The sequence below is a fragment of the Acinetobacter silvestris genome (assembly GCF_002135235.1).
Taxonomy (GTDB): domain Bacteria; phylum Pseudomonadota; class Gammaproteobacteria; order Pseudomonadales; family Moraxellaceae; genus Acinetobacter; species Acinetobacter silvestris.
Map to the genome: position 1 here is coordinate 160,456 of NZ_NEGB01000006.1, position 16,927 is coordinate 177,382.

Genomic DNA, 16,927 nt, shown 5'->3' on the forward strand with positions numbered 1-16,927 from the left:
TGGACTGTAAATGCGTATGTTTCTCATTTTTATTTTATAAAAATCATGAGCTTACATATTTAAAAGTTTTGCAATCTTGGTCAAATATGTCCATAATCAGTGTAAAGGGTATGGAGTAAGTGAAATGCGTGGCAATCCAGAAGTTATAGATTATCTGAACATGTTGATCGGTGGCGAACTGGCTGCTCGTGATCAATATCTTATTCACTCGCGTATGTATGAAGATTGGGGCTTAAGCAAAATTTTCCAACGTATCGATCATGAGATGCAAGAAGAATCTGCACATGCTGATTCGATTATTCGCCGTGTCTTGTTCCTTGACGGTACACCGAATATGAATCGTGATGAGATTGAAGTCGGAGAGGATATTGTTGCTTGCCTCAAAGCTGATTTAAAACTTGAATATCATGTTCGTGAAAAATTGGCACAAGGTGTTAAGCTTTGCGAAGAAAAAGGCGATTTCGTGACACGTGAAATGTTACGTCAACAAATGAATGATACTGAAGAAGATCATACTTACTGGTTGGAAAAACAAATTCGTTTAATTGAGTTGATTGGTTTACAAAACTATATTCAATCGCAAATGTAAGATTCAAATAAAAAAACCCAGTATTTACTGGGTTTTTTACGCTTTAAATTTCTTTTGATATCAAATTACAGCTTATTCACGATGTTCAATTGTTGGATCAAGTTGCCATGACTGTGCCAATGTGTGAATGATTCGATCTTTCTGTTTTTTTGAAAAAAGAGATAACGGGATTCTTTCTAAAGGGTTTGGATCTATTGCACTTATTAATTGTTTAAAATAAATATCTGTTTTATAGAACCAAAAATCTTGGAAATTTTGTTTTAATAATTTACGCTGCCATTCATACTGTCTGAATTTTTTAGGATCAATCGTGAGAAAAGGCGGTTGTTGCAATGTAGAAAGTTGAACTGTGCGCTGGCGTAAAAACAGATGTGAAATGATATGTTGGTTGGTAATAACGATATAGTCAAAAAATCGGAAAAAACTCAACAAGCAGAATATACCGAACATTATAAAATGTTTGGACTGCAACGGAAGTGCAAAAAAAGCATATATTCCTATGACCATACATAGAACAAATAGGTAAATAGAATTTATTGGTTTTGTTTTATATAGAATTTTCTCATTGTTTTGTAATTGCATGAATTACTTCCATTTTATTTTTTGAATATCTGCTAAAACCTGAGCGGCATGGGACTGGGTATTTACACTGTTGTAGTGATAAACAATGATTCCTTTGGGATCAATTAAAAAGCTCTCTCGTTTTGCTATTTTGGTAATACCTAAATTTCGGACAATACCGAATTGATTGGCTAATTGGTAATTATTGTCTGCCAAAATAGGAAAAGGTAAGCCTAATTTTTCGGAAAATTTTTGATGAGATTGCACATCATCTAAGCTGACCCCAAGGACAACGGCATTACTTTTTAAAAACTGTGGATACAGTGCTTTAAATTGATTGGCTTCTTGAGTGCAGCCGGGTGAATTATCTTTTGGGTAAAAATAAAGCACTATCCATTTGCCTTTATATTGGCTCAATTCATGCCATTTTTTATTTTGATCTTGTAACTTAAACATGGGGGCAGGTTTGCCAACCCATTGCTTTTGTTGAGTATCAGTTTTGGTGAAAATAGAATTTTCCGCATGGCTTAAGGTGGAAAATCCAATCGATGTGCTGATACAAACCAAGCCAGTGCTAAAGAATTTTGTATAGTTCATATCGTTGACTTTTTATTAGAAGTGAACTCAGTTTAGCAGAGTTTAGAATGGCGCAGTGCTGGAAATTGTTCAGGTTTTTTGCATGCAGCAGGTATATTATAAAGATGGATCAAAATTATAAAATAAGAGCAATCTATGGATGTTGGTGCGGTATTAATAAAATTAAAGCCTGATGCTTTGGATCATGTCGAAGCATGGAAAAAAGAACTGAATGCGCGTAAAGATGAAGCGATAGAGACACTTCGGGCTGAAGGTGTACATGTGGAATCATGGTTTCACTTGGAATTAGAAAGTCAAGATTATTTGTTAGCTTATATGCGGGCGGATGATATTGCACAAGCTCAGCAAATCGGTCGAAATAGCCATTTCCCGATTGATCAGATGCATAAACAATTTAAAAATAATTGGGCAAAGGTTTTTCCTGCAAAGTTATTATTAGATTTGGAAAATAATACTTAGTTGATATTTTTTAATTCTGGGCTGATTATGAAACAACGTATTTTACTGATTACAGGCTGGGGTGGGGGAACGAAACTCCTTCATTCCTTACAACAGGCTTTGCAACAGCAAGGTCATCAAGTGGAGCTGATCAATATCTTTAATGCTTTTGATCAAGATGTTTTGCAACATAAGGCTGAATGGGCGCGTCAATTTGATGTGATTATCGGTTGGTCTTTAGGTGGGCAGCTTGCCAGTCTTTTGGTGGATGAAATTGAACAACACTATGCTGAGCAAAAGATTTTAATCACCTTGGCATCCAATCCTTGTTTTGTCGCCAATGAAACATGGCAAACGGCTATGCCACAACAGACCTTTCAAGTTTTTAAACAATCCTTTGAACAGGATGCGGTTACGACACTGAAAAAATTTGGCTATATGGTTTGTCAGGGTGTGGAAAGTAGCAAAAAAGACCTGATCACTTTACAAAGTTTAATTCAGCCACAACAAACGCAGTTGCTTGAACAGGGTTTAGAATTGCTGGAAAATTTAAATATTGTCGACATATTAAAAAATTATCAGGGCAAGCAGTATCATATTTTTGCAGAGCAGGATGTTTTAGTTGATTGCAAAGTTATACAAAATTTCCAAGAATTCGACGCAAAATTTTTAGATGTGGAGCTCATTAAAGGTTCACATGGCTGTCCTGTCTTTAAAGCTGAACTGATAACTGACAAAATCTGCCAATATTTACAGAAAATTAATTAAACATGCTGATAAGTGGCAAATATCGCAATTTATTTTTTATCTGTGCAGGTTTAAGATCGACAAAATAGATTTTTGCTGTCGCTGTGGAGTTAAGGATGACTGAATTAAATGATCTGCAATTTGATCTTGAACACATCTGGCATCCCTATACCTCCATGACCAAGCCTTTACCTGTCTTTAAGGTAAAGCAAGCTCAGGGTGCAATTATTGAATTAGATGATGGTCGTCAATTGATTGATGGAATGTCGTCTTGGTGGTGTGCCATTCACGGTTATAACCATCCAGAATTGAATCAGGCGGTAACCGATCAATTACAGAAGATGTCGCATATCATGTTTGGTGGTTTCACCCATGAACCTGCCATTGAACTGGGCAAACTTCTGCTACAAATTACCCCACCCAGTTTAGATAAGATTTTCTATGCCGATTCAGGCTCTGTAGCGGTAGAAGTTGCTTTGAAAATGGCTGTGCAATATTGGGCTTCGCAAGGGAAAAAAGAGAAAAGCAACTTTGTCACACCACGTTCGGGCTACCACGGGGATACATGGAATGCCATGTCAGTCTGCGACCCTGTAACAGGTATGCATCAAATTTTTGGTTCAAGTTTGCCGAATCGTATTTTTGTGCCTGCACCTCAAGTTGGTTTTTATGATGAGTGGGATCAGGCCGATATTGCCGAACTGGAACAGACTTTGGCTGAGCACCATCAAAGCATTGCAGGGTTGATCCTTGAGCCGATTGTACAAGGTGCAGGAGGCATGCGTTTTTACCATCCTGAATATTTGCGTCAAGCCAAATTACTCTGTGAAAAATACAATATTTTGCTGATTTTTGATGAAATCGCTACAGGTTTTGGGCGCACAGGTAAAATGTTTGCGTGGGAACATGCCCAAGTTGAACCCGACATTATGTGCATTGGTAAGGGTTTAACGGGCGGTTATATGACGCTTTCTGCCACCTTAACCAGCAAAAAAATCGCGGAAACCATTAGTCAGGGTGAGGCAGGTGTGTTTATGCATGGCCCCACTTTTATGGCGAATCCTTTGGCATGTGCTGTAGCAGTAAAAAGTACCCAAGTCTTGTTGGCGCAAGACTGGCAAGCCAATATTCAGCGCATCAAACAACAATTATCCACGCATTTACAGCCATTGTTACAACTTGAATATGTGCAGGATGTGCGTATTTTGGGGGCAATTGGCGTGGTGGAACTGACGTTTAATGTCGATATGAAAACCTTACAACAAGAATTTGTGCGTCGTGGCATTTGGATCCGTCCATTCGGAAAATTGGTCTATGTGATGCCGCCGTACATCATCACGGAAAATGAATTGAGAACTTTATTAGAGCAACTGGTTGAAGTGGTTGAACAGATGGAGCATTCGGCATGAGTCAACTTGAACAACATCTGGATCATTATTCAGCGCAACTTGAGCAATTAAAACAACAAGGTAATTTACGTCAATTTACTTCAAATATTCAGCACGGTCGCATGATTCAAATTAATGGTCAAAGCATGCTGAATCTTAGCTCGAATGATTATTTAGGCTTAGCTTCGGATCTTCATTTACGTGAACAATTTTTCGATCAAACACCGAATGATTTACGTATTATGAGTTCATCCTCATCTCGTTTATTGACAGGAAACTTTCCTGAATATGAACAACTTGAAGCAAGTTTAAGTCAGGCATTTTATGGACGGTCGGCACTGTTATTTAACAGTGGTTATCACATGAATATTGGCATTTTACCTGCACTGAGTGATGCAAAAACCTTAATCCTTGCAGATAAATTGATTCATGCCAGCATGATTGATGGCATCCGTTTGTCGTCGGCTAAATATGTGCGTTATCGTCATAATGACTTGAATCATTTGAGCCAACTTTTACAAAAATATCATGCCGATGAAAGTTTTGATCGAATTATTATTGTCACTGAATCCATCTTTAGTATGGATGGCGATGAAACTGATTTAGCTGAATTGGTGCGGATTAAGCAGCAATTTAGCAAAGTCATGCTCTATGTCGATGAAGCACATGCGATAGGTGTACGTGGCGAGCAAGGTTTGGGTTGTGCGGAACAATATGGCGTGATCGATGAGATTGATTTTTTGGTTGGCACTTTTGGTAAAGCTTTAGCTTCCGTCGGTGGCTATTTGATTTGTCATGCCATTATTCGTGATTATTTGATTAATAGTATGCGACCCCTTATTTTTAGTACGGCGCAACCGCCGATCTGTATGGCGTGGACAAATTTTATTTTCCAAAAAGTTTTAGCATTGAATCAGCAACGTCAGCATTTACAACAGATCAGTCAGTATTTACAACAAGCAGTGCAAGGCAAAGGCTTTGCATGTCCATCGACTTCGCATATTGTGCCTGTCATTATTGGTGAGTCACAAAAAACAGTGAACAAAGCCAAAGCCTTACAACAGCAAGGTTTTTATGTTATGCCTGTACGTCCACCGACGGTGCCGCAGCATGGTTCACGTTTGCGAATTTGCTTAACTTCGCAACTGAATCAGGCCGATTTGGATCAGTTGGTTGCGTTGTTGTGAGTACTTTGCTGTGAGTGATGTATTGTGAAAAACCTCAATATTGATAAAGCCCAAGTGGCTCAGCGTTTTGAAAAGGCGGGACAAAGCTATACGCAGCATGCCGTAGTGCAAAAGCAGATTTGTCAGCATCTTATTCAGTTGATGCAGCACTACTTGCCAAAAACAAAGGTTGATCGTATTTTTGAAATAGGTTGTGGTTCGGGTAATCTAAGTCATTTATTGATGCAAGATTTTCAGTTTAATCAATTGATCTTGAATGACTTATATCCTGAGGTTCAACAGCATTTTTCTGAATCGAAGCAACTGCAATGGCTAATTGGTGATATTGAACAGCTGCAATTTCCGCAAGATTTAGAGGTGATTGTTTCCAGTTCTGCGTTGCAGTGGATATTTGATTTGGATGCGATTTTCAAGCAATGTTCAGATGCTTTAATCGATGAAGGTTATTTATGTTTTTCGACCTTTGGACAGCAAAACCTTAAAGAGATTAAAGCGTTAACGGGACAAGGTTTGGACTATCTTGATCTTGCAACGATTCAGGAAAAACTGATTGCTCAGGGCTTTGATATTATTCATTTATCTGAAAATATTGAAACTTTAGATTTTGAACATCCCAAACAAGTGTTACAGCATTTAAAAGCCACAGGTGTGACGGCAACAGCAGCAAAGCATCGTTGGACAAAGCAATCTTTACAGCAGTTTTATCTAGATTATCAACAATTTTTAGAGCCTGATTCATCAATTCAGAAAGGCTATCCATTGAGTTATCACCCGATTTATTGTATCGCACGGAGAAAGCCATGACCGCCTCAGTTTATTTTATCAGTGGTATTGATACTGGCATTGGTAAAACTTTTGCTACAGGTTATTTGGCGAAATTATGGAATCAGCAGGGGAAAGCAGTCATTACCCAAAAGCTGATTCAAACGGGTAATGTTGATATTTCTGAAGATATTCAACAGCATCGTGAAATTATGGGCATGGGCTGGTTTCCTGAAGATCAAAGCAAACTGACCATGCCTGAGATTTTTACTTATCCTGCATCGCCGCATTTAGCCACTCAGATTGATGGTCGTGAGATTGATTTTCAGAAAATTGCGGACGCAACGCAACAACTGACTGAGAAATATGAGGTGGTGTTGCTTGAAGGTGCGGGCGGTTTGATGGTGCCTTTAACCACGGAGTTATTAACGATTGATTATATTGCAGAGAAAAAAATTCCTGTGATTTTAGTCAGCTCAGGTCGCTTAGGCAGTATTAATCATACCTTGTTGAGCCTTGAAGCTTTAAAATCGCGCGGTTTAGAGTTGTATGCTTTGGCGTACAACTTGAATGATGAATCACAGGATGAAATTATTTCTCAAGATACGTCTGAATATCTTAAAAATTATTTGGCTCAGCATTTTCCTCACGCAGAATGGATTGATATTCCTGTGGTTAAGTAGAAAAACAAGCAGATGAGTTGCAGTGAGCTGGATGGAATTATAATTTTTAGAATAAAAAAAGCCACTAATTAGGTAGTGGCTTTTTTTAATGCAGTACTTTAAAAATTAAAACTTTTTAAAGCCTTTATTGATACCAAATGGTTTACGTTGTCCAAATTTGTTTTCACCGCGATTTGGATTATCAACAGTGTTGCCATTACGCTCCTGATTATAGCTGTTACCAGTACGTTCAGGTCGCTCATTGCGATGGGTTTCACTACGTTGTTCTGTACGATCATTACGGTTGTTAAAACGGTTTGCACCACGATTGTCGCTACGCGCATTGTCATAGTTAACTTGGCGAGTATCTGAACGTTGTCCTTCTTGGTTGTTTTCAGAACCTTCATCACGACGTTGTTGGCGTAAGTAACCACCACGACGCGCAGCTAAAGGTTTTTCTTGCATACGTTCAGTACGACGTTTTGCCATACCGTATAAGCCAGTACCTTGACGTGGCTTCAACTCTACAGCTTTGGTTAAGTTGTCGATATCATTTTTATCAAGTTCAATCCAGCGGCCAGTACGCAGTTCACGTGGCAGGATTACAGTGCCATAACGAGTACGTAGTAAACGGCTAACTTTTAAACCTTGTGATTCAAAAATACGACGAACCTCACGGTTACGACCTTCTTTAACCACAACTTGATACCAGCGGTTAATCCCTTCACCACCAATTTCAGAAAATGATTCAAACTTCGCTGGGCCATCATCTAAAACTACACCACTGGTCATATTTTGACGTATTTTAGGGGTGACTTCGCCCATCACACGTACAGCATATTCACGTTCAATTTCATTGGATGGATGCATTAAGCGGTTGGCTAATTCACCATCATTTGTGAACAATAATAAGCCAGTTGAGTTGATGTCAAGACGACCCACCATGACCCAGCGATCACCAGGAATTGAAGGTAATTGTTCGAAAACTGTTGGGCGTGACTCAGGGTCATTACGTGAACAGATTTCACCTTCTGGTTTGTAGTAAATGATCACACGACGGCGAATTTCATCTTCAATTTGGAACTGAACTTTACGGCCATCGATACGAAGCTCATCGGTTGGTTCGATACGTTCACCCACTTGAGCAACTTGACCGTTGACACTTACACGACCAGCAGCAATGACTTCTTCCATATAACGGCGAGAGCCTAAACCAACTCGTGCGAGTACCTTTTGCAATTTTTCACTCATGACAGCATAACCTTAGAAATAATAATCAACAGTGCACCTATTTATGACTTTGGAGCTTGCGCATCCAATGCCATAAAAGCTTCCTTGGCATCCTGCAGGGGAGGCAACTGACCTAAAGATGCTAGGCCAAATGCATTTAAAAATTGTGGCGTTGTAATTAACAACGCTGGTCTTCCAGGGAGTTCACGAAACCCCGATTCTTTAATCCAGTTCCATTCGAATAATGTCCGAAGTATTTGGCTATTATTCGTTACTCCTCGGATTTGCTCAATATCAGCTCGGGTTACAGGCTGATGATAAGCGATCACTGAAACTGTTTCTAACAGTGATGGAGATAATTTGGTTGGTCGTTCTGGCCAAACTTGTGCAATGATATTTCGATATTTTGCACGAACTTGGAAGCGATAACCTTGTGCTGTTTCTACCAATTCAATAGAACGACCATGTTGTAGTACTGCAAGTTGTTGTAAATATTGGCGTAAATGTTGTTTTGAATATTGCTCTTGAAACGCTTCTTTTAAACGTGCAATAGACACAGGTGCATCACTGGCAAAAATAATGGCTTCTAATTGCATCAGTACTTCATGATGTAATTCATCTACATGAAAAGCATTATGTTGATCAATCGTCATACAGATGTACCCTGAATTGCAAGTGGTGCTTCTACACCTGTCGTGATTATATGAATCTTTTGTTGTCGCGTCAGTTCTAATATTGCCATAAATGTTACGACCATGCCCATTCGACCTTGGCTTGGTTTAAGTAACATATCAAAATTTAAAATTTTGCCTGAATCAAGCATCTGTTCAATATAGGCAATACGTTCTTCAAGCAAGACAGGTTCTTGTTCAATTTTATGAACGATTGGTTCAGGGCGGTTAAAAATACAATAGAGCGCATCGCGAAGCATTTCTGCCTCGTAACCTTCATACACTGTCGCAATCTGTCCAATCGTCACATGGGGTGTAAATGTATCTCGGTCTAAAACCGGCATTTGCCCAAGTCGTTCAGCGGCGTGTTTTATCCGTAAATAGGTTTCTAGACGATCGATTAATGCTTGTTTAGGATCTTTTTCAATCGCCATTAGTTTAGGTTTTGGCAATAATAAGCGCGATTTCAAATCGGCAAGTAATGCTGCCATCACCATATAGTCAGCGGTCAGCTCAATATTTAGAGATTTCATACTGTTCATATAAGACAAGTATTGTGCTGCAATGGGGGCAATATCGAGCTGTAAAAGATCGAAACCATTTTTTTGAATGAGGTAAATCAGAAAATCGAGTGGTCCTTCGAAATGTTCAAGTAGAATTTCGAATGCAGCAGGAGGTATATATAAATCCTCAGGAATGGAATCTTGCCACTCATCTAATACACGAATTTGAGGAGTTAGTTCCATCATGTCATGGATTGCTTGTGTCATTACCGTTATTTAGCCACGCGAATTTTCAAAAGCATGTTAGGGCGATTCGAGGATCACTAATCGAAATCGAGATAGAGGGAAGTGATGAACGAATTGCAAAATAGAAAGTCCGACCATTCTAAAGTAAAAATCCATGTGAATAAATTGCTAAAATGATAAAAACGATAAAAAGTTGGAAATAAATATAGAGTATTTATTTTCATGATGGGGAAGAGTTGTTTATTTTGAAGAATATATTTTTATTTTGGGAGCAGGTTGTAATAATTTGTCCATATTGGTTGTGCTATTTTTATTTTTAAGACATTGAATTATAAAAATAATAATGTTTGTGGGGTTGAGTGAAATATCGGCATCATGAGACTGTATTCATGTTTTATTATTTTTTTAATCGAGAGTATTTATTTTACGTTACAGATAAAGCGATCAAAAATACCAGTTTGTAAATAGCTTGATGATTTGAAAATGTATTTGATTAGCTTTCGTAAAGAGCATATTCAATGATTTGTTGGCAGCAATCTCGGATACAGAGGTGATGTATTCCTAAATCAGTCAATAATGCTTTGACGGTTACAACTTCGAGAAAATACTCAAAAATAATATTGTTAACGTTTAGTTTTATCTCAGTATTATTCGTACATAACATGACTGTGGATTCAAGCGTCCATGGCTGTTCAACATAGATGCTTTGCTCATTGGCAAATTCATGAATGTTGAGCAGTACATGAAATAGGTCCATTTTGCGCTTTCCCGAGATAAGCAGGATTTATTCAAAAGCACTAACATCACCGACACCACGACGGATAATTTCAGGATTTACGCCAGAAAGATCAACAATACTGGTGGTGCTTAATGTGCCTAAGCCACTATCGATAAAAACATCAATCCGTTTTTCTAACTGTTGTTCAATATCATAAGGGTCGTCAAGTGGTTCATTTTGATTAGGTAAAATCAGTGTGCTGGTGAGTAAGGGTTCGCCCAATTCTTTAAGTAACATTTGACAGACAGTATTACTTGGAACACGTAAGCCAATGGTTTTCTTTTTAGGGTGCATTAAGCGACGAGGCACTTCGCTGGTTGCGGGTAAAATAAAAGTGGTAATAGCCGGGGTGTTGGCTTTGAGTAGACGATACATCGCATTGTCTACTTTGGCATAGGTGGCAATATCGGATAAATCGGCACAGATAATGGCATATTGGTGTTTAGGACCTAGACCACGAATTTGTGCAATACGCTCCATGGCATTCTTATTGCCAATTTGGCAACCAATGGCATAGGCTGCATCTGTCGGATAAACCACGACATCGCCCGCACGAATACGTTCTACAGCTTGACTAATTAAACGAGGTTGAGGATTGTCAGGATGTACTCTTAAATGCAGCATATTATTATCTCCTGATTCATAGTGAATTCATTATCTCTTGAATCTAGAAAGTGTTTCAATGCATCACTGTTGCTTTATGTTATTTAGTCTAACATTTCTCTTTGAAACTCATCACTTTGTAATGTTCTGCCACTTCGAGTGCAGATACACAGGTATTCAATGAAACGTTTTGCATCACGTGGCAACTTGGTTTCACCACTAAAAAATTGTTGAACTTGGGCATAAACATGATCTTTAAATATTGAGCTATCTCCAGCATCACCAGTGAGATTGTCCAAAGAAACGCGAAATTTACGGCCTAACGCTATGGAAAATAACCATTCAATCGCTTGAGGTTTGATCTCCACTTGCTCAAATAAACTTTGTTGTTCGGCCGTACGACCATCGGGTGCATACCAATAACCTAAGTCTGGAAGAGTACGACGCGATTCACCCGCAATGCTCCAATGACTAATTTCATGTAATGCACTATTTAAAAAGCCATGCGCAAATTGGATGCGTGCAGGGGCGGTTTTTGTCGCTGGAAAATACTCAGGTTCAAAATCTCCGCGTACAAGCGTCACATTTAAGTGGGAAAACCACAGATTAAAGTGTAAGATAAGCCAATCTACTTGTTGAACTTCTGTTTGTAAATTCGCCCAAGGTGAAAGTTGCATTGGGTCTAAATTCACAGCGGAATGTGAAGTTGAATAAGTGTTTAATTGTAATGAAGTTGTGACTTCAGGTTGCGGCTGCAACTGATGCATGACTTGAATTACCCAAATGATCTGTCTAAATAAGTACAAAATTGTATCTTAATCTTTGACAGAGTATCCATGAATTTGTAGAATTGCCGCCTAAATTATGTCAGCAAATACCTTTCCGGCACAGATTGAGCCGTTTAAATGGGCTGAACAAGGTTTTACATGGTCAGGTTCCCTGCCATTGTCTCGCCTTGTTCGTATTTCCCGTGAAGCTGTTGGATCAATTGATAATCAATTGGTCACTATAGACTGTAAGCTATCAATGGATGCGTATCATCGTATCGCGTGGTTAGATGGTCATGCTGAAACAAAAGTATCAACAGAATGTCAACGTTGTTTGGAGCCTGTTGAAATTACTTTGGTTTCAGACTTTCATGTTGCACTCGTGGACGATGAGTCACTGATAGAGCGCTTGGATGAGGATGCTGATTTCATCGTCTTAGGTGAAAGTGAAGCAACGACAAAAGGTGATTTTGATGCACCTGCGACGGCTGATTTACTTTCTCTGATAGAAGATGAGTTGTTATTGTTGATGCCTCTGTCTCCTAAGCATGATGTTTGTGAGCATAAGCATCAACCTACCGAAGAAGACCTTGTTGAAGAAAAACGGGATAATCCGTTTGATGTTTTGGCAGGTTTGAAGGGTAAACTTAACTAATTTTTGTGTTATACTGTAAAGTATAAGACAACTGAATTTGTTCTGATCCATTTTTTCGATCTTTGTAAGGAGCCATCATGGCCGTTCAGCAAAACCGTAAAAGTCGCTCTCGCCGTGACATGCGCCGTTCACATGACGCTTTAACCGAGAATGCATTAACTGTAGACCAAGCTACTGGTGAGACTCATCGTCGTCATCACGTAACTAAAGATGGTATCTACCGTGGTCGTCAATTATTCGCTAAAGCAGCATCTGCAGAATAATTAACGATGTATTAAGCGTGAAGCTTAGTAGAAAGAATGGGAGCGAAAGCTCCCTTTTTTTGTTGTGCATTTTTGTTGTATTTGGCAATTAAAATTAAATTTATTTAGTGTTAAATTGCCGCATCGGAAACGAGCTAAGAATGAAGAAGGGACTTTTTATGTCTGCTAAACAACTCGAGCAAGCAGCTCAGGCAACTAAAACTGCATTTTTGTTCCCTGGTCAGGGCTCACAAAAAGTGGGTATGCTCGCTGAATTTGCTGAACAGTTTAGCGGTGTGCAGGAAACTTTTGCTGAGGCTTCAGAAGCAATCGGTTATGACTTATGGCACATCGCACAAAGCGGTGAAGGTTTGAACCAAACTGAGAATACGCAACCGGTGTTACTTACTGCAAGTATTGCTTTATGGCGTGTTTGGTTGGAATTAGGTGGTGTTGCACCGAAATACCTTGCAGGGCATTCCCTAGGTGAATACAGTGCTTTGGTTGCTGCAAACTCAATGACCTTGGCGGATGCAGTGAAATTGGTGAATTTGCGTGGTAAGTTAATGCAAACGGCTGTGCCTGAAGGCGAAGGTGCGATGGCTGCAATTTTGGGCTTAGATGATGCCAAAGTCATTGAGCTATGTAAAATTGCATCACAATCTGGTCAAGGTTCGGTTGATGCGGCCAATTATAATGCACAAGGTCAAGTGGTTATTGCAGGTTCGGTAGCTTTGGTTCAAGAAGTTATGGCGCAAGCGAAAGAGCAGTCAGGTAAAGCAATTGCACTTCCTGTTTCTGTTCCATCACATTGCTCACTCATGAAACCTGCGGCGGAACAGTTTGCACAAGCATTGGAACAAACGGCCATTCAAATGCCAAGTATTCCTGTATTACAAAATGTCAACGCAGCAATCGCGACAGATGTGGCTCAATTACGCCAAGCGTTAACAGCGCAATTGTATCAATCAGTACAATGGACCAAGACCATGCAATACCTGCAAGCTCAAGGTATTCAATATGTGGCAGAATGTGGTCCGGGTACTGTATTAGTCAATCTTGCGAAACGTTTGCCAAATATAGAAAAAGCATTTCCAATTGATACGCAAAGTCGTATGGAAGATGCACTGAATGCTATTTTAGTGGCGGAAGGGAAAATTGCATGACACAAGAACGTAAAGTTGCCTTGGTAACAGGTGCAAGTAGAGGGATTGGAGCAGCCATTGCTCAGCAGTTAATTTCAGATGGTTATTTTGTGGTGGGTACTGCAACCTCTGAAAATGGTGCAGAAAAACTGACTGCTCAATTTTCTGAAAATGGTGTTGGTGCTGTTTTAGATGTACGCGATGGTACGGCCATTGATGCATTGGTTTCTGATATTGAACAAAAATATGGTTCAGTGATGATTCTGGTTAATAATGCAGGAATTACCAAAGATAATTTGTTGCTCCGCATGTCGGAAGATGATTGGGATGATATTCTCAATATCCATTTAAAAGCCGTATTCCGTTTGTCTAAGCGTGTGCTTAAAGGTATGACTAAAGCGCGGTTTGGACGAATTATTAATATTAGTTCTGTGGTGGCACATTTTGCTAACCCTGGACAAGCGAACTATTCAGCTGCAAAAGCAGGTATTGAAGCTTTTAGTCGTAGCTTAGCCAAAGAGATGGGAAGTCGTCAGATTACCGTCAATTGTATTGCACCGGGCTTTATTGCAACGGAAATGACTGAGCAGCTAAGTGAAGAAATTCGTAAAAAAATGAGTGGTCAAGTGGCTTTGAACCGTTTTGGTCAACCACAAGATATTGCAAATGCAGTAAGTTTCTTGGCTTCAGACAAGGCAAGTTACATCACTGGTACAGTGTTACACGTAAATGGTGGTTTATACATGGCTTAATTGCGATGTATAAACTTTGAAAAATTTCTATATTCAATTAAACTAGTGGCAATTAAAACGCCACAAGCAATGAGGAGAATTCCTGTGAGCGATATCGAACTACGCATTAAACAAGCGGTTGCTGAGCAACTTGGTATGAAAGCTGAAGAGATTAAGAACGAAGCATCTTTCATGGATGATTTGGGCGCTGACTCTCTTGACTTGGTTGAGCTTGTTATGTCTTTCGAAAATGACTTTGACATTACTATTCCAGATGAAGATTCTAACGAAATCACAACTGTACAATCTGCAATTGACTATGTTTCTAAGAAACTAGCTTAATTTGTTGATTACATAGCGGTTCATGCTATGTGCAAAAAGCCACCTTTTAGGTGGCTTTTTTTGTGCTGAAATAAAACATTAATTACATATCGTTACGCTTATGACACCAATGACTACTCTATTTAGACTATTTTTTGGTTATAAAAATAGAGTTCAAAATTTTTATAATATTTTAATAAAGAGATGGAGAATTAGAATGGGTCTTTTTGATTTTGTGAAAGGCATTGGTAAAAAAAATACAGCACCAGCTGAGCCTCAAGTTGCACCAACAACACCAGCTGAGCCATCCGCACAAGAAATTGCCAATAAATTATTGGGTCATATTAAAGCTTTAGGGTTACCAGTAGAGGGTTTGTCAGTCAGTTATAATAGTGTTTCTGATTTGGCCACAGTTAAAGGGCAAGTACAAAGCCAAGCGGATCGTGAGAAAATTATTTTGGCTGTGGGGAATATTGATCATGTTGCTAAAGTAGATGATCAGATGACGGTTGCTACGCCTGAGCCTGAAAGTAAGTTTTACACTGTTGAATCTGGGGATAACCTTTCTAGAATTTCTAAAGAATTCTATGGTGATGCCAATCAATATAATAAAATTTTTGAAGCAAATCGTCCGTTGTTAAAAAATGCAGATGATATTTTTCCAGGTCAAGTCCTGCGTATTCCTGCATAGCTTATAGGATGATAAAAAGGCGCAGAATGCGCCTTTTTTATGTATAGGTTTTAGAGTAAAACTAGAGAATTGATATAAAAATAATATAAGAGTAGATAAAATAGCGGAACAATTAATTAAAAATAATTAGGTAGAAAATGAAAGGTCAAATATTAGACTATTTCGTTCAAACCAATTCAGGTGTGATTAGTGGTGATGATCAGAATCGCTATCGATTTTCAGGCACAGAATGGCGTGGACAAAACGCACCATTTCGTGGGCAAAAAGTAGATTTTGAAATTGATGGCGCTGGACAGGCCAGTCAAATTTATACTTTAATGACATCGACTGCATTTTCAAATCAAATCGGTGAAAAAAATAAAATAGTTGCAGCAATTTTAGCTTTTTTCTTTGGGGGATTTGGAATTCATAAATTTTATTTGGGGCAGATTGGGTGGGGGATCATTTATTTGCTTTTCTGTTGGACGTTTATTCCTTCAGTTGTCGCTTTTATAGAATTTATTATTTATCTGTGTACGTCAGATGAAGACTTTGCTCGAAAATATGGTTAATTCGAGTTGTTAAAATAAATAAAGGGCATTCTGTGCCCTTTATTTAATTGATAGCGGTTCATTTATTTCGCTGGATTTCCCCATTGGTTATTTTCTTGCTTGGTCTCTGTTGCCCACCAAATGATGAGAAAAATTGCACCAATAATTGGAATAAAGGCAATTAAGTACCACCAGCCTGAGCGGTTTATGTCATGAAGGCGTCGAACTCCAACGGCAATGGAGGGAATAAATAAAGCTAAGGCGGTAATGGAATAGATGACCATTTTAAGGTGTAAAATTGAATCAATAATTTGGGCAATAATTAAAATAACAAATTGAATTAATACATAGAACCAGAACTCTTTTCGGCGAGCGCGTCCAGTAAAATTTGCATAATTTTTTAAACATTTAAGGAACCAATCAATAGGGTTGAATTGTTCTTCATGTTTATTAGGATCTGAAATTTGATCGAGCTGTTTGGATATATTGTGGAGAGCGTTATTTTGCCCTGATGTGGTATAAATTTGCAGTGCATGACCAGAATCATCAATAGTAAAATCGACTCGATCACCTACAGTGGGTGGTTTTGAAGCTTTCCATTCTATACCTGTAAAGCTATAGCGATGTTGGTCATCGCCACTGATAATACCTGTGTTGGTTTGAATTGAAAAATCTAGAATAGCACCTTTCATATTTTTCTCTCTACTTTGATTGTATTTATAGTGATTATATTTTGAATAAAATTATATCAAAAAATAACCAATATTATAATGTTTAGAGGTTGTACATTTTTCATAAATATATTTTATATTAATCATAAGTGTAATAGTGGGGTATTTTAATCAAGAATTAAGGGGATATTTGGTTGTATGAAAAAGTCAGG

General features: G+C 38.6%; 23 protein-coding genes. 14 read left to right on the forward strand and 9 right to left on the reverse strand.

Going from position 1 to position 16,927, the window contains the following annotated elements:
* Positions 1–124: 124 nt before the first annotated feature.
* The gene (ftn, locus tag B9T28_RS11450) at positions 125–589 is read left to right on the forward strand and encodes a heteropolymeric bacterioferritin subunit Ftn (RefSeq protein ID WP_086204120.1); all 465 of its coding nucleotides are present in this window, start codon (positions 125–127) and stop codon (positions 587–589) included.
* Positions 590–661: 72 nt separating this feature from the next.
* On the opposite strand, the gene B9T28_RS11455 is transcribed toward ftn, so the two are convergent.
* Positions 662–1,171 carry a hypothetical protein gene (locus B9T28_RS11455; protein WP_086204121.1) on the reverse strand — a complete coding sequence of 170 codons (510 nt, stop codon included), beginning with the start codon at positions 1,169–1,171 and terminating at the stop codon, positions 662–664.
* Between the two features lie 3 nt (positions 1,172–1,174).
* Positions 1,175–1,747, reverse strand: a complete 573-nt coding sequence (locus tag B9T28_RS11460) for a peroxiredoxin (protein ID WP_086204122.1) — start codon at positions 1,745–1,747, stop codon at positions 1,175–1,177.
* 135 nt (positions 1,748–1,882) lie between these two features.
* On the opposite strand from B9T28_RS11460, the gene B9T28_RS11465 reads away from it, so the two are divergent.
* From B9T28_RS11465 to bioD, 6 genes are all read left to right on the forward strand, one after another.
* On the forward strand, positions 1,883–2,206 hold the full coding sequence (locus tag B9T28_RS11465; protein ID WP_086204123.1) for a DUF6176 family protein: 324 nt from the start codon (positions 1,883–1,885) through the stop codon (positions 2,204–2,206).
* 27 nt (positions 2,207–2,233) lie between these two features.
* Positions 2,234–2,953: an alpha/beta hydrolase family protein gene (locus tag B9T28_RS11470; RefSeq protein WP_086204124.1), complete on the forward strand. Its 720-nt coding sequence runs from the start codon at positions 2,234–2,236 to the stop codon at positions 2,951–2,953.
* Positions 2,954–3,048: 95 nt separating this feature from the next.
* A complete protein-coding gene (gene bioA, locus B9T28_RS11475) occupies positions 3,049–4,341 on the forward strand; it encodes an adenosylmethionine--8-amino-7-oxononanoate transaminase (RefSeq protein ID WP_086204125.1) in 1,293 nt (430 codons plus the stop codon).
* Complete coding sequence (locus tag B9T28_RS11480) at positions 4,338–5,507, forward strand: 8-amino-7-oxononanoate synthase (RefSeq protein ID WP_086204126.1); 1,170 nt, start codon at positions 4,338–4,340, stop codon at positions 5,505–5,507. The genes bioA and B9T28_RS11480 overlap by 4 nt, the downstream gene beginning before the upstream one ends.
* A 24-nt stretch (positions 5,508–5,531) precedes the next feature.
* Positions 5,532–6,311, forward strand: coding sequence for a malonyl-ACP O-methyltransferase BioC (gene bioC / locus B9T28_RS11485; protein WP_086204127.1), 780 nt, complete (start codon positions 5,532–5,534; stop codon positions 6,309–6,311).
* Entirely contained in the window at positions 6,308–6,952 is a 645-nt protein-coding gene (gene bioD, locus B9T28_RS11490; protein WP_086204128.1) for a dethiobiotin synthase, read from the forward strand. Before bioC ends, bioD begins: the two co-directional genes overlap by 4 nt.
* A 105-nt stretch (positions 6,953–7,057) precedes the next feature.
* Here the strand turns inward: bioD and rluB are convergent, their stop codons facing one another.
* The 6 genes from rluB to B9T28_RS11520 form a co-directional block, all read right to left on the reverse strand.
* Positions 7,058–8,182, reverse strand: coding sequence for a 23S rRNA pseudouridine(2605) synthase RluB (rluB, locus tag B9T28_RS11495; RefSeq protein WP_086204129.1), 1,125 nt, complete (start codon positions 8,180–8,182; stop codon positions 7,058–7,060).
* Between the two features lie 41 nt (positions 8,183–8,223).
* Positions 8,224–8,814, reverse strand: a complete 591-nt coding sequence (scpB, locus tag B9T28_RS11500; protein WP_086204130.1) for an SMC-Scp complex subunit ScpB — start codon at positions 8,812–8,814, stop codon at positions 8,224–8,226.
* Entirely contained in the window at positions 8,811–9,602 is a 792-nt protein-coding gene (locus tag B9T28_RS11505) for a segregation and condensation protein A (protein ID WP_086204131.1), read from the reverse strand. The genes scpB and B9T28_RS11505 overlap by 4 nt, the downstream gene beginning before the upstream one ends.
* Before the next feature lie 472 nt (positions 9,603–10,074).
* Positions 10,075–10,338, reverse strand: a complete 264-nt coding sequence (locus B9T28_RS11510; RefSeq protein WP_086204132.1) for a hypothetical protein — start codon at positions 10,336–10,338, stop codon at positions 10,075–10,077.
* A 27-nt stretch (positions 10,339–10,365) separates the two neighbouring features.
* Positions 10,366–10,983 (reverse strand): L-threonylcarbamoyladenylate synthase, encoded by a 618-nt coding sequence (locus B9T28_RS11515; RefSeq protein WP_086204133.1) that lies wholly within the window; start codon positions 10,981–10,983, stop codon positions 10,366–10,368.
* Between the two features lie 83 nt (positions 10,984–11,066).
* Entirely contained in the window at positions 11,067–11,729 is a 663-nt protein-coding gene (locus B9T28_RS11520; protein ID WP_086204134.1) for an elongation factor P hydroxylase, read from the reverse strand.
* Positions 11,730–11,826: 97 nt separating this feature from the next.
* Here B9T28_RS11520 and B9T28_RS11525 point away from each other — a divergent pair, with 97 nt between their 5' ends.
* From B9T28_RS11525 to B9T28_RS11555, 7 genes are all read left to right on the forward strand, one after another.
* The gene (locus B9T28_RS11525) at positions 11,827–12,384 is read left to right on the forward strand and encodes a YceD family protein (RefSeq protein WP_086204135.1); all 558 of its coding nucleotides are present in this window, start codon (positions 11,827–11,829) and stop codon (positions 12,382–12,384) included.
* Between the two features lie 77 nt (positions 12,385–12,461).
* On the forward strand, positions 12,462–12,647 hold the full coding sequence (rpmF, locus tag B9T28_RS11530) for a 50S ribosomal protein L32 (RefSeq protein ID WP_086204136.1): 186 nt from the start codon (positions 12,462–12,464) through the stop codon (positions 12,645–12,647).
* Positions 12,648–12,805: 158 nt separating this feature from the next.
* The gene (gene fabD / locus B9T28_RS11535) at positions 12,806–13,792 is read left to right on the forward strand and encodes an ACP S-malonyltransferase (protein WP_086204137.1); all 987 of its coding nucleotides are present in this window, start codon (positions 12,806–12,808) and stop codon (positions 13,790–13,792) included.
* Positions 13,789–14,523: a 3-oxoacyl-ACP reductase FabG gene (fabG, locus tag B9T28_RS11540; RefSeq protein ID WP_086204138.1), complete on the forward strand. Its 735-nt coding sequence runs from the start codon at positions 13,789–13,791 to the stop codon at positions 14,521–14,523. Before fabD ends, fabG begins: the two co-directional genes overlap by 4 nt.
* 84 nt (positions 14,524–14,607) lie before the next feature.
* Entirely contained in the window at positions 14,608–14,844 is a 237-nt protein-coding gene (gene acpP / locus B9T28_RS11545) for an acyl carrier protein (RefSeq protein ID WP_086204139.1), read from the forward strand.
* 196 nt (positions 14,845–15,040) lie between these two features.
* On the forward strand, positions 15,041–15,514 hold the full coding sequence (gene lysM / locus B9T28_RS11550) for a peptidoglycan-binding protein LysM (protein ID WP_086204140.1): 474 nt from the start codon (positions 15,041–15,043) through the stop codon (positions 15,512–15,514).
* Positions 15,515–15,651: 137 nt separating this feature from the next.
* A complete protein-coding gene (locus tag B9T28_RS11555) occupies positions 15,652–16,065 on the forward strand; it encodes a TM2 domain-containing protein (RefSeq protein ID WP_086204141.1) in 414 nt (137 codons plus the stop codon).
* 62 nt (positions 16,066–16,127) lie between these two features.
* On the opposite strand, the gene B9T28_RS11560 is transcribed toward B9T28_RS11555, so the two are convergent.
* Positions 16,128–16,736 (reverse strand): DUF805 domain-containing protein, encoded by a 609-nt coding sequence (locus B9T28_RS11560; RefSeq protein ID WP_086204142.1) that lies wholly within the window; start codon positions 16,734–16,736, stop codon positions 16,128–16,130.
* Between the last annotated feature and the right edge of the window lie 191 nt (positions 16,737–16,927).